This is a genomic window from Geodermatophilus amargosae, assembly GCF_900116515.1.
Lineage (GTDB): Bacteria > Actinomycetota > Actinomycetes > Mycobacteriales > Geodermatophilaceae > Geodermatophilus > Geodermatophilus amargosae.
Genome location: NZ_FPBA01000034.1, coordinates 20,624 through 32,432 on the forward strand (window position 1 = coordinate 20,624; position 11,809 = coordinate 32,432).

Below are 11,809 nucleotides of genomic sequence, written 5' to 3' on the forward strand. Positions count from 1 at the left end.
TGGCGCCGACCACGGGCGGAGGCGCCGCCCGTGGCCGGAGGCGGTCAGGCGTCGCGTCGGGTGAGCGCCACGGCGGCGGCGGTCAGGGCGGCGACGGCGTAGAGACTGAACACGCCCAGACCGGCCCAGGGTGGCAGGGACCCGGCGGTGGCGCCGGTCTGCACGACCGCCGCGCCGGCGTTGCCGGGCAGGTAGGGGCTGATCTGCGGGCTCAGCATGCCCAGCAGCGGAGTCACGAAGAGCAGCCCGAACAGCGCGGCCACCGCGCCGACCGCGCTGCGCAGCAGCGCGCCGAACGCGACGCCGAGGACCGCGGTGACGGCGAGCAGGAGCGATGCACCCACGACCGCGCGGGCCACGCCAGGGGTGGTCAGGGAGATGGTCACGTCCGCTGCCGCGAGGACGACCTTCACGGCGAGGAAGGCGGTGAGCGCCGCGGCGAGCGTCGCGACGAAGGCCACCGCGGCCGCGATGGCGGCCTTGGCCCACAGGACCGGCAGTCGCCTGGGAACCGCAGCGAACGACGCCCGGATGAGGCCGGTGGTGTACTCGCTGGTGACGACCAGGACCCCGAGTGCGGCGATCAGCAGTTGAGTGAAGCTCACGCCGGTGAGCGCGCCGCCGGTGGGATCGGTCCTGCTCCCCTCGCCGCCGGCCGGGTCGAGGCCGCCCAGGAGGACGCCCAGGGCCGGGAACAGCCCCGCCGCCACGATGCTGAGCACGCTGGCGACCAGCAGCCAGCCGGTGGAGCGCAGGCTGCGGAACTTGATCGCCTCGGCGGCGAACACCCGGCGCTGGGTCACCCGGATGCCGGTGGCGGCCGCGGCGGTGGGCGTCGCCTGGGAACGGTCGGTGATGGTGGTCATGCGGCGGCCCTCCCGGGGTCGGTGGTGGCGGGGGTGGTGGCCCGGTACTGGGTGTCGTGGGCGGTCATCGCCAGATAGGCGTCCTCGAGCGAGGCGTGGACGGGGACCAGTTCGGTCAGCAGAATCCGGGCCGCCAGCGCGGTCTCGGCGATCTGCGTGTTCGTGCGGCCGGTGACCGCCAGGACGTCCGGCTCCGGCCGGGTGATGGCCGCGCCGTCGGCCGACAAGCGCCGGGCCAGGTCGTCGGCCTGGGGGCTGCGGACCGTCACCTGCCCGGTGGCCGAGGCGGTCATCTCCTCCATGGAGACGTCGGCGATCAGCCGGCCACGGCCGAGGATCACCAGGTGGTCGGCCGTCAGCGCCATCTCGCTCATCAGGTGCGAGGAGACGAACACGGTGCGGCCCTCGGCGGCCAGCCCGCGCAAGAGCCCGCGGATCCAGCGGATGCCGTCGGGGTCCAGGCCGTTGACCGGTTCGTCGAGCAGGATCACTGCCGGATCGCCGAGCAGCGCGGCGGCGATGCCGAGTCGCTGGGCCATGCCGAGGGAGAAGCCGCCGACCCGACGGTCGGCAACCTGCCGCAGGCCGACCATGTCGACGACCTCGTCAACGCGGGCGCGGCCGATGCCATTGGTGACGGCCAGCGCGCGCAGGTGGGCCAGCGCGCTGCGGCCGGGATGGGCAGCATTGGCGTCCAGCAGCGCCCCGACCTCGCGCAGCGGGGCGGGATGGTCGGCGTAGCGCCGTCCCGCGACCTGCACCTCCCCGCTGGTCGGGCGGTCGAGCCCGACGACGGCGCGCATCGTGGTGGACTTGCCGGCCCCGTTGGGGCCGAGGAACCCGGTCACCCGTCCCGGCCGGACGGTGACGGTAAGGCCGTCGACAGCGGTGGTGCCGCCGTACACCTTCGTCAGGTTGCGGATCTCGATCATGGTCATCCCTGCATCACGTCGAACGGAACTGCGCCGGATGGCGCCAGGGCCAAGACGCTGGTGGCACCCGCTGATCAGCCGCTGTTGCTGCGCTGACGAGCCTCGGAGACAGCGGCACGACAGCGCATCGGGGTTCGCGCTCGGTCCGCGGCCGCGCCATCTGGCCGACCGCGCCCGACAGCCAGCCGCAGCCCGCCAGCGTGGGCGGCGACGCGGCCGCTCCGCACTGCTCCGCCTGCCGGTGCACCGTTACCCGCCGGGTGGGCGTAGAGCCGGCGTGCCCGCCGATCACGGAGTGGTTGGGCGGCGCTGGGTCATCCCTCGCCATCCTCGATGAGGGGCAGCCCCGCCTCGGCCCACCCGGCCTTGCCCTCGACGTATCGCGACACATCCCTGTACCCGAGAAGTGCCAGCTGGCGGACGACGACGTCCGCGCCATGGGAGAACCGGTGCGCGGCGTAGACGACGATGGGGGCGTCCTTCGCGGGCAACAGCGTCGGCGCCAGCTCGACGACTCGGTGCGGTGGGATGTTGACCGCCCCGGGGATGTGCCCGGTGCCGAAGTACGGCGGCCCCAATGCCTCGACGACCGTCACACTGGACAGCCGTCCCCGCAGGTCCTCGGTGCTGTAGTCAGCGCCCACGGTCAGAGTCCTCCCCAGGTGGTCGATCGATCCGCAGTCCACACACCAGGGCTGATGCACCGCTGTCATCCCGCTGACGGAGGACCCCTAATCGGCGGCCCGGCACCGTAGGCTCCCCCGGTGCAACTGCGCCTCCTGGGGCCGTTGGAGCTCCGGGTCGACGGGCAGGCCGTTCCGCTGCGCAGCGGCCTGCCGCGCAAGCTCCTGGTGACCCTGGCGCTCCATCTCGGAGAGCGGGTCAGCGCCGACACCCTGATCGAGGCGCTCTGGGGGCAGCGGTCCGGTCTCGACAAACTCAACGCCTTGCAGGTCCTCGTGTCCCATCTGCGCAAGGCGCTGTCCCTCACGAACGGGGCGGCCGGTATCGAGACCGTCGAGGGCGGTTACCGCCTCCGGGCGGCCCGCGACGACATCGACGCCTACCGCCTGGAGGCCACCGTCGGCGCCGTTCGACACCTCGCTGACCCGCAGGAGCGCCTCGAGCGCCTGGACAGCGCGCTGGAGGCCTGGCGAGGAGCGCCGATTCCGGAGGTGGCCAACGAGGAGTTCGCCGCAGCGCACGTGCAGCGGCTGCACGAGTTGCACCTGGCGGCGATGGAGCTGCGGATCGACGCGCTGCTCGCGTTGGGGCGTCACGGGGAGACCGTGGCGGAACTCCAGCACCTGGTGGGGATGCATCCCCTCCGGGAGCGCTTCTACGCCCAGCTGATGACCGCCTTGTACCGATCGGGTCGGCAGGCGGAGGCGCTCAGCGTCTACGACCGGGCCCGGACAGTGCTGGTCGAGGAGCTCGGCCTGGATCCCGGCCCCGACCTGAAAGCCGTCGAGCAGGCCGTGTTGACCCAGGCTCCGGACCTGGAGAGCCCGGTGCCCAGCAATCCGCCGCTCGCATCACGGGTGGACCCCCGGCCGGACGTCATCAGCCGACCACTCGCGACCGCGCTCCCTGGCCCGCTGGAGCCGCTCATCGGACGAGAAGGAGAAGTGGCCCGCCTGGCCGAGCTGATGGTCGGTCATCGGCTGATGACCCTCATCGGACCGGGCGGCGCCGGGAAGACACGCCTGGCCGCCGAGCTCGCCCTCAACTGCCCTCGGCCGGTCTGGTGGATCGACCTGTCCCCCGTGTCCAGCCCCGAAGCGGTGCTCGCGGCACTGACGGCAGGCTGCGGCTCCCCAACCCCAGCCGAAGATGCATCGGCACTCATCGCGCACCTTCGCGACCAGGACGTCGTCCTCGTCCTGGACACCTGCGAACGGGTGCGCGGCATCCTTCGCCCGTTCGTGGAGTCCATCCTCCGGGCCTGCCCCCGCGTGTCGGTGTTGGCCACCAGCCGGCGGCCGTTGGGCGCCGCAACGGAGATGGCCTGGCCGGTCCCTCCGCTGTCCCTCCCCGACCCGCAGGCCACCACCCTCAGCAGCATCGCCGAGTCGGCCGCGGTGCAGCTGTTCACCGCACGGGCGGCGCACCGTCGGCCAGACTTCGCACTCACCGACGACAACTGCGCCGACGTCGCCCGGATCTGCCTGCTGCTCGACGGACTCCCCCTGGCCATCGAGCTCGCCGCCGCCCACGCGGGATTCCTCGATCCGTCGACGATGGTGCGGGTCCTCGACGACCGGCTGCGCCTGCTCGTCGACGAGACCCGGGACAACCGCCAGCACACCCTGCGCGCGACGATCGCCTGGAGCTACGAACTGTTGTCCAGCGACGAGGCCGCCTTCTTCGATCGCCTGTCGGTGTTCGCCGGCCCCTTCGCGCTGGAGGCGGCGGCCGCGGTGGCCGGTGATGGGCTGCCTCCCGACGGCCTCGAGCTGCTCCTAGGCCTGGCGCAGCAATCCCTGGTCGCGACCGACGGCACCGACCGCTTCCGCCTGCTCGACACGATCCGGGCCTACGCGGGTGAGCGGCTGGCCCGCAACGAGGAGGACGTGGCGGCGGCCCGCCGCCGCCACGCCGCCTGGTACGCCGAACTCCTCGGAGGCGGCACCTCGCCTCAGGGGCGGCTGCAGGTTGAGGGGTGGCGCGGACAGCTCCGGGACGCCGTCGCCGACCTCCGGTCGGCCCTGGACTGGTGCTTCACGTTCGGCGAGGAGGAGCTCGGCGCCCGGTTGCTCGCGTCGTTATGGTGGCTGTGGCCCCGGGAGGGAGTGCTGGACGAGGCAGCTCAGTGGTTTCCCCGGGCGAAGGAACTGGTCCCGCACGGCTCGGCGTTGCAGGCGGATCTGCTCTCCAGCTCCGGCACCTACGCCGTCTCCCGCGGTGACCTCGCGGCAGCCGTGGTCGACTGCGGAGCCGCCGCCGAGCTGTACGAGAAGGCGGGCAACAAGCGGTCCCTGGCCCAGGTCCTGATCGGCCTCGGCATCGCGCAGTGGGGCCGAGGCGAGTACACCTCAGCCGCCCGCGCCCATGACCGTGCGGTGGACCTCTTCGCGCAACTGGAGGACTCCTGGGGCGTCGGACTGTGCCAGGTGCTGCGCGCCCGCACGGCCATCGACGCGCACGAGGACGCCGGCCTCGAGCGCCTCGCCACAGCGGAGGCAGCGGCTCGACGCAGCGGGGACCGGCACGTCCTCGCCGCCGCCCTCGTGCAGAGAGCGCGGGCCGAGGTGGACGAAGGACGGTACGTCGACGCGGCCCAGCACGCCGAGGAGGCACTGCGCCTGAACGAGATGCACGGCCACCACGAGGGAGCCGTCGGATCGCTGCACGCCCTCGGACTGGCACAGCTCGGTCAGGGCCGCCTGCCTGCGGCCGCGCACACCCTGGCCCGGGCGCTGCGCTCCGCCAACGCCCTACACCACGCGGGCGCCACAACTGAGAGCCTGGACTGCCTGGCCATCCTGGCCGCGCGGGAGGACCGCTGGTACGACGCCGCGTTGACCCTGGCCGCCGGGCACGAGCTCCGCAGCCGCACAGGCATCCGCCGCTCGGCCCTGATGAGCCGCTTGATCCGACAGGTCGAGGCCGACGCCGCGGACCGGCTCGAGCCTGCGGCGCTCGCCGGCGCCCGGGAACAGGGCGCCTTCGTCGACGTCCTGCAGTTGGCGCCTTGCGCGCCAGCGGCCGAGTCGACCACGGACGTCGCGGCTGACGGCGGCGTCCCATGAGTCCCGAAGGACGCCGCGCGCCGGACCACCGGCCACCGCAGGACCTGAACGGTTGGGCCGCCAGTACGATCTCCCTGCGGTGAACCGGCGGAACCCGCATGTGCCGTAGCCTCGGTCATGCCGCGGCTGAACTGCGGTGGTCCGGTGCCGTTGCGGACGCCGGGCCGGTGATCCAGGTTCTGGCGGCCGCCCTCTCCGCTTCGCGCCCCATGGGGCGCGACATGTGGGCGCCGAGCCGCCGGCCGACGGCGACGAGCACGGTCAGCAGGACTGTTGCCGCGAGTGCCTGCCACTCCCAGGAGCCGCCCTCGACCACGTCGAGGCGCTGGATGGCATTCCATGACGCGTGCTGCACCCCGATGGCCAGGATGCTGCCGCCGGTGTCGAGGAGGTGCATGCCCACCAGATAGCGGTACACCGGCGCGGCGACGAAGAGCAGGCCCAAGCTGACGGCGATGTCCGACCACGCCCGGTCGCCGGCGAACTCGAGTGGCACGTGGATCCCGGCGAAGATCACCGCGGTCAGCAGCGAGGACCCCACCAGGCCGTGGCGCGCCATCAGCCGTGACTGGACAAAACCGCCCCACGTGGTCTCCTCCCACAGGTTCAACGTGAGGGCGCCGAAGATCAGCGTGTTGAAGAGGTACCAGCCAAGCTCGACGACCCAGCCGCCTTCGGGACTGACGAGCGTCCCCGAGACGGCGGCGAGCAGCACCGTGAGCGCCGGCAGCCCGAAGAGGATCACCAGCCAGCGACCGATGCCGAAGCGCCAAAGGAACGCCCGTGACAGCAGCCGCCGGACGGCACCGGGCCCGTCTGCGACACGGGTCACGAACAGCGCCGAACCCAGCAGGGGGATGAAGACCAGGAAGAGGAGGAAGGGACCGGCAGGAATGCCGGAGAACACCGGTACCGCCAGCGCCGGCCAACCCACGCCGAAGGCAAGCAGCAAGAACGCCGGTATCCCGCCTCGCCGCAGGAGGCGTCCTCGCCGTCGCTGGCCGCGCGAGCCGGCTGACCGGGTGGGTGCCGCGTGGATCATGACCACTCCTCGTGTGACGGCCGCGGATCTCCGCGGCCGTTCGGAAACGTCTCGGGACTGTGTGGATCGGCGCTCCGCGGGCCGGGACGCGGGCTGGTGAGGCCAGATCCCGCCATCGGTGCGCCTGGGCGGGACCCTGCACGCCCCGCTTTCACGGCGTTGACGAGCCGCCGACAGCCCCAGGCGCTACATGAGGCGGTGCGCTGGGCGCGTGTAGCCGCCTCGACCCCAGCGCTCTGGCGGACGTCAGCGGCTGGACAGCCGCGCGCAAGCGGCCCGGTCGAGCATCGGCGCCAGGAACGGCCGGCGACCAATCGCCGGCCGATTACCCGAGGGAGTGAGCAACCATGGCGCTCAGTGAAAGGACCCGGCGGGAGCTGCTCGAGGTGGCGCGCCGTGAGCAGGGCCCGGTCGAGGTGGCCTTGTTCTGGGATCCGGACCTCGCCAGCGCAACCGTGGTCGTCTGGAACTGGAGCTCCGGCGCGTGCCTGCGCCTGCAGGCCGACCCGGAGGAGGCCAAGTACGCCTACACACACCCGTACGCCTACGCCGCCACCCGAGGGGTTCCCGCGCGGGACGTCCTTCTCGCCGCCTGAGAACGTTGCCGGGTCGCAGGGCACTTTCGTCCACCGGATCGTGCTCTTCGGCGACGGGCGGACGCCGCTGCAGACCCGCAGCGGGAGCTGAGCTCCCTCGTCCGTCCGCGCCCGCTCCTGACCGACGGCGCGGGCGGGGCCGAGTCAGCCGGGGCACCACTCGGGTCCCGCAGCCGACGCGTCGAGGGCAGCCAGGCCGACGGCGACCGGGCACGCAGCGCCTCCTACAACAGTGCCGTGTGCTCGGCGCTGGCGGCACAGTTCCACCGCGAGCGGTCCTGTTCCTCCAGGAGTGGCACTCGGCCATCCGCCTCCCGCTGCCACCGTCGTGACGCCGAGGTGACGGGGTCGGGCGGACGCTGGCTGGTGAGGCGAGGTTGCGTGGTGCTCACCGGCGGCCGTGGCCCGGGACCCGCGCCTGGCGAGTCAGACGAACCTGCGGTCCCGAAGACCGCGATCGACGGCGCCGGGCAGGAGGTAGGTGCGGGCTACTCGGGCGCCTGGGTCAAGGTGGAGCGCAACCGGGACAGGCAGCCGGACATTGAGGTCCCCCAGCGCCTTGCGCGCCCGGGCCACCTAGGCGGTGGAGCGGCGGGAGAACCGTTCGGGGTGCCGGTGGGTGCCGTCGAGCTCACTCAGCAGGACCGCCGTGTCACGCACGAGCCCGGGTGCCACCTCTTCGCGAGCCGCCCGGTAGGCACGGAGCGCGGCCGCGGTGCCGGCGTCCAGGTCGACGACCCTCGACCGGCCGGTATTGGGCGGACCCTCGACCAGCTCCTCGCCGGCGCCCTTCTCCTTCACCACCCCGACGCTGCGGCGCACCGCGATCCGCGCGGCGTCCAGGTCGACGTCCCGCCAGCGCAGCGCCTGCGCCTCCCCGCGGCGCAGGCCGGTCGCGGCGAGCAGCCGCCGGCCCATGGCCAGATCGGGGTCCTGGCCAGCGGGCCAGCGGAGAACCGGGCGAGCTCGAGCGCGGTCCAGGCCTGCATCTCGGGAGGACGGGCCTCGGCCGGAATCGGTGGCGTGGACCGGTCGGTCGGGTTGACCGCGAGCCGTCCCTGCCTGACCGCGTCACCGAGGGCCGACCGCAGGATGGTGAACACCTAGCGCACCGTCCGGGCTGAGAGACGGCCTGTGCCGTCGGCCCGGCCGGTCGCCTCCAACGTGCGCATCCAGGTGCCGACCATCGGACCGGTGAGGCGTGCGACCCGGTGGCCTCCGAGGTGGAGGTCGATGTGCAACCGGATGTTCTACAGATAGGACGCGCGCGTCGACGGACTCAGTCGTTGCGTCTGCATCCACTCGGCGAGATAGGCGTCCAGGCGCGGCTTGGACGGCTCGACCCACTCCCCCAGCTCGGCCTTGCGGAGCTCGGCACGCAGGGCGACCGCGGCCTCCCGTCTGCTCACGAATCCACGCGTGAGGACGACCCGCGTCGACCCGTCCTCACGCTGCACCGCGTAGTTGATCAGGAAGCGCGGGCCGGCCCTCGTCCGGTGTTCACTGATCCCGCCGTCGCCCTTGTCGCGTCGCCGCTTGTTGGCCACCCACCGACCTCCCCGTCAACGCCGCGGTCGAGGGACCCGCTTCGTCGCCGCGGATGCCCCCTGTGACGGCGTACCGGCGCTGACGCCGCTCGGCCGCCGGCCCCGGCGACCTGTGGATGCACGTCAGCCTGTGGAGGACCCGACCAGGGAGGACCCGGACCCAGCGCCAGTTCTGCAGCCTGACGTCCGTCCTCCAGTTCCTCTCCGGTGGATCTCCGGAGGCGTCGCACGACTCATCGGTGCTTGCGGTGGACCGCGAGGGCGCCGGCCGTGACGCATCCTCCGGCTCGGCTGCGCCGGTGACCCGGTGACGGTCGGAGAACGCGAGCGGCCGGTCGGCCAGGACCGCCGCCCGGGGAGCGCCGGCTCTAGGGTGCCGACGCGGGAGCGAACTCCCGCGCGGCCGAACGGCGCTGCGGCTGCACGCCAACGACGTCGTGCCGCACCCCTCGACCCCAGGGAGCTGGTTCCGGTGCCGGCAGAGACGGCCGTCGTACGGGTCCTCGTGCTCGACGAGCAGGAGGTGGTCCGCCGCGGCGTGATCCAGGTTCTCGCCGGCGACGCGGGCATCGCGGTCGTCGCCGAGGCGGCCTCGGTCGACCAGGCGCTGGTCCGCGGCCGGGCCGTGCGCCCGGACGTGGCCGTGATGGGCATGCGCCTGCCCGACGGCACCGGGGCCGAGGCCTGCACCCGGCTGCGCGCGGACGTGCCCGCGGTGCGCTGCCTGGTGCTCAGCCAGTACGCCGACCCGGGGACGGTGGCAGCAGCCGTGCGGGCGGGGGTGTCGGGCTACCTGGTCAAGCACGTGCGCGGCCCGGCGCTGCGGGCGGCCGTGCGCCGGGTGGCTGCGGGCGGCACCATGTTCGCGCCCGAGGTCAGCGCGGTGCTCGACACCGCAGACGGCGCCGGGCGGCCGGATCCGCTGGCCGGCCTCACCGAACGGGAGCGTGCCGTGCTGCAGCTGATCGGGGACGGGCTCACCAACCGCCAGATCGGCGACCGGCTCGGCCTGGCGGAGAAGACAGTGAAGAACTACGTCAGCAATCTGCTGCCCAAACTGGGCCTGCAACGCCGCACCCAGGTCGCCGTCCTCGTCACGAAATTGCGCGACCGCCGGGCTGACGGTATCCCGCCGTCCACCGACGACATGACTCCCTCCCGCACCCCGCCAAGCGGATAGCGCCCGACCGGCCCGCCCGGCACCTGCCGCGTCCCGACCGCGTGTCGTCGAACGAGCCGCTCAGGGACATCGACAGCGGGCACGGCAAGCATGATCCTGCGAGTTGATTTTGAGGGTATCGACGGCGATTGGTCAGTAACGAACATGCAGCTCATCGGCCAACCACATGCTCTGCGCGGGCTCCTTCTACGAGGTGCCTGACGAACAGCGGCCCTGGTGGGCCCATCACCTGCGCGACCTCCACGATGAGACCCAGGACCGCCCGGTGGTACTGCACGACGCGGAATCGACCGGACCGGGCGAGCGGTCCGGTCGAGCGGTCCGACGAGCGGTGCGAAGAAGTCCGCGACCACCGGCGTGCACGAGGACGACCGGTTCCCCGACGCCCTCGACCGTGTACTCGAGATCGACTCCGCCCACGTCGGCCAGCTCCATGGCACACGGTAAGGCTGAGAGCGGGAGCGAAGGCTCGACTGAGCACCCGAATCGTTCAACGCCCCTGAAAAGTCATGAGGAATCGACGGCCGAGCTGCCGGTAGCAGATGCGGCGCAGGTGAGCTGTGTGGATGGGGACGGAAGCCTCTGGACGTCGTCTGCGGTGACGAGCACGGTGCTGTCGGAGGCGCGGGGCCGGACGGACCACGGGCCGCGTACGGCTCATGCGCAGCGCCTCGAGAGGCCAAGGAGAGAGAGCCACGATGCCCAGGGCAGCGAAAGCAACAGCCGGCCAGACCATCGAGGCTGAGGGCTACGAGGGCCATCTCGAGGAGTTCCACGGCGGCTACACCGTGGTCTTCGAGAAGTACACCGCAGACGCGGATCTCGCGCCGCTCATGAAGGGGCTTCCCGACGACCGGTGCCAGTCTCCCCACTGGGGCTTTGTCCTCAGCGGGAAGGTGACGTACACGTCAGCGAACGGCGAGGAGACCTTCGAGGCCGGTGACGCCTACTACGTTGCGCCGGGCCACACGCCGGTGCTCTACGCCGGCAGCGAGCTGGTCGAGTTCAGCCCCACGGACGACCTGCAACGGACGCTCGACGTGGTGACCAAGAACATGGAGGCCGCTGGCTGAGTAGCCGTCCGGGCCCGTGCCGGACGCTGTCCTGCTGCAGGGCACCGAGCTTTCACCCGGGCCGTGGCGACCTGCCGGTGCAGCGATGCTCGTCGACGGCCGCCGCCAATTGCTCAATCAGTTGGAGCTACCCGTCCGAGACGACACGCGGTCTCTCGAGCTCTTGGCAGGCCGGCTCGCCAGCCTTCATTCGCGCACTGTTGCTGGTTGGTCCCTCAGAAGGTTTCCCCTAGTAGTGCTTCGTTAGGTCGGCGCTCGGGCGTAGCTGTTGAGGCGTTGTCCGCAGACGATGTAGGTGCCGGTCCAGGTCGCCAGCAGGGCCTGCAGCTGGTGCAGGACCGCATAGAGACTCAGACCGGCGCAGCCGCTTTTGGGTCGCTGCGCAGCGAAGTGAGGAACAGCTGGGCGGCGGTGACCAGGGTGACGTGGCGGTGCCAGCCGGCGAAGCTGCGGCCCTCGAAGTGGTCGAGCCCCAGGCCGGTCTTCAGTTCCCGGTAGTCGTGCTCGATCCGCCAGCGGATCTTGGCCAGCCGGACCAGCTCGGCCGGGTCGGTGTCTTCGGGCAGGTCGGCCAGCCAGTAGTCGGTGGGCTCGCCGACCTCGGCGGGCCATTCGGCCAGCAGCCAGACGGCGGGCAGTGTGCCGTCGGCAGCCAGCCGCCCGGTCGGGCGGCGGCCGGCCGGGCGCACCCCGATCGCCAGGAACCGAGAGGCGAGCGGGCCGCGGGAGCCATCCCGCCAGATCAGCGCCACCGTGGCGTCGCGCCCAGCGGCCAGCGCGTGCTCGCGCAACCCGACCGCCCTGGTCCGGTAGCGAGGCTT

Annotated in this window: 11 protein-coding genes; 4 read left to right on the forward strand and 7 right to left on the reverse strand. The window is 72.2% G+C overall.

What is annotated here, in order from left to right:
• Positions 1-44: 44 nt before the first annotated feature.
• The 3 genes from BM414_RS26205 to BM414_RS26215 form a co-directional block, all read right to left on the reverse strand.
• On the reverse strand, positions 45-866 hold the full coding sequence (locus BM414_RS26205) for a hypothetical protein (protein ID WP_093584480.1): 822 nt from the start codon (positions 864-866) through the stop codon (positions 45-47).
• On the reverse strand, positions 863-1,804 hold the full coding sequence (locus BM414_RS26210) for an ATP-binding cassette domain-containing protein (RefSeq protein ID WP_425432378.1): 942 nt from the start codon (positions 1,802-1,804) through the stop codon (positions 863-865). Before BM414_RS26210 ends, BM414_RS26205 begins: the two co-directional genes overlap by 4 nt.
• 308 nt (positions 1,805-2,112) lie before the next feature.
• The gene (locus tag BM414_RS26215; protein WP_217644942.1) at positions 2,113-2,442 is read right to left on the reverse strand and encodes a rhodanese-like domain-containing protein; all 330 of its coding nucleotides are present in this window, start codon (positions 2,440-2,442) and stop codon (positions 2,113-2,115) included.
• A 120-nt stretch (positions 2,443-2,562) separates the two neighbouring features.
• Between BM414_RS26215 and BM414_RS26220 the strand changes: the two genes are divergently transcribed.
• Positions 2,563-5,550 (forward strand): AfsR/SARP family transcriptional regulator, encoded by a 2,988-nt coding sequence (locus tag BM414_RS26220; RefSeq protein ID WP_093584482.1) that lies wholly within the window; start codon positions 2,563-2,565, stop codon positions 5,548-5,550.
• Between the two features lie 115 nt (positions 5,551-5,665).
• On the opposite strand, the gene BM414_RS26225 is transcribed toward BM414_RS26220, so the two are convergent.
• Positions 5,666-6,592 (reverse strand): CPBP family glutamic-type intramembrane protease, encoded by a 927-nt coding sequence (locus BM414_RS26225; RefSeq protein ID WP_139246054.1) that lies wholly within the window; start codon positions 6,590-6,592, stop codon positions 5,666-5,668.
• Positions 6,593-6,939: 347 nt separating this feature from the next.
• On the opposite strand from BM414_RS26225, the gene BM414_RS26230 reads away from it, so the two are divergent.
• Positions 6,940-7,188: a hypothetical protein gene (locus tag BM414_RS26230; protein ID WP_093584484.1), complete on the forward strand. Its 249-nt coding sequence runs from the start codon at positions 6,940-6,942 to the stop codon at positions 7,186-7,188.
• Positions 7,189-7,764: 576 nt separating this feature from the next.
• Here BM414_RS26230 and BM414_RS26235 read toward each other — a convergent pair.
• Together BM414_RS26235 and BM414_RS26240 are read right to left on the reverse strand one after the other, a co-directional pair.
• A complete protein-coding gene (locus BM414_RS26235) occupies positions 7,765-8,106 on the reverse strand; it encodes a site-specific integrase (protein ID WP_093584485.1) in 342 nt (113 codons plus the stop codon).
• Positions 8,107-8,438: 332 nt separating this feature from the next.
• Positions 8,439-8,735 carry a hypothetical protein gene (locus tag BM414_RS26240; RefSeq protein ID WP_093584486.1) on the reverse strand — a complete coding sequence of 99 codons (297 nt, stop codon included), beginning with the start codon at positions 8,733-8,735 and terminating at the stop codon, positions 8,439-8,441.
• Between the two features lie 472 nt (positions 8,736-9,207).
• Here BM414_RS26240 and BM414_RS26245 point away from each other — a divergent pair, with 472 nt between their 5' ends.
• A complete protein-coding gene (locus tag BM414_RS26245) occupies positions 9,208-9,915 on the forward strand; it encodes a response regulator (RefSeq protein WP_175551827.1) in 708 nt (235 codons plus the stop codon).
• 698 nt (positions 9,916-10,613) lie between these two features.
• Positions 10,614-10,988: a cupin domain-containing protein gene (locus BM414_RS26250; RefSeq protein ID WP_093584487.1), complete on the forward strand. Its 375-nt coding sequence runs from the start codon at positions 10,614-10,616 to the stop codon at positions 10,986-10,988.
• A gap of 350 nt (positions 10,989-11,338) precedes the next feature.
• Here BM414_RS26250 and BM414_RS26260 read toward each other — a convergent pair.
• On the reverse strand, positions 11,339-11,809 hold a 471-nt coding region (locus BM414_RS26260; RefSeq protein ID WP_217644943.1), incomplete at its 5' end, for a transposase.

Bases quoted from the DNA above. Each gene is read 5' to 3' on its own strand.
- BM414_RS26205 (WP_093584480.1), bottom strand. From the start codon at position 866: ATGACCACCATCACCGACCGTTCCCAGGCGACGCCCACCGCCGCGGCC.
- BM414_RS26210 (WP_425432378.1), bottom strand. From the start codon at position 1,804: ATGACCATGATCGAGATCCGCAACCTGACGAAGGTGTACGGCGGCACC.
- BM414_RS26225 (WP_139246054.1), bottom strand. From the start codon at position 6,592: ATGATCCACGCGGCACCCACCCGGTCAGCCGGCTCGCGCGGCCAGCGA.
- BM414_RS26230 (WP_093584484.1), top strand. From the start codon at position 6,940: ATGGCGCTCAGTGAAAGGACCCGGCGGGAGCTGCTCGAGGTGGCGCGC.
- BM414_RS26235 (WP_093584485.1), bottom strand. From the start codon at position 8,106: ATGGGCCGGCGGCTGCTCGCCGCGACCGGCCTGCGCCGCGGGGAGGCG.
- BM414_RS26250 (WP_093584487.1), top strand. From the start codon at position 10,614: ATGCCCAGGGCAGCGAAAGCAACAGCCGGCCAGACCATCGAGGCTGAG.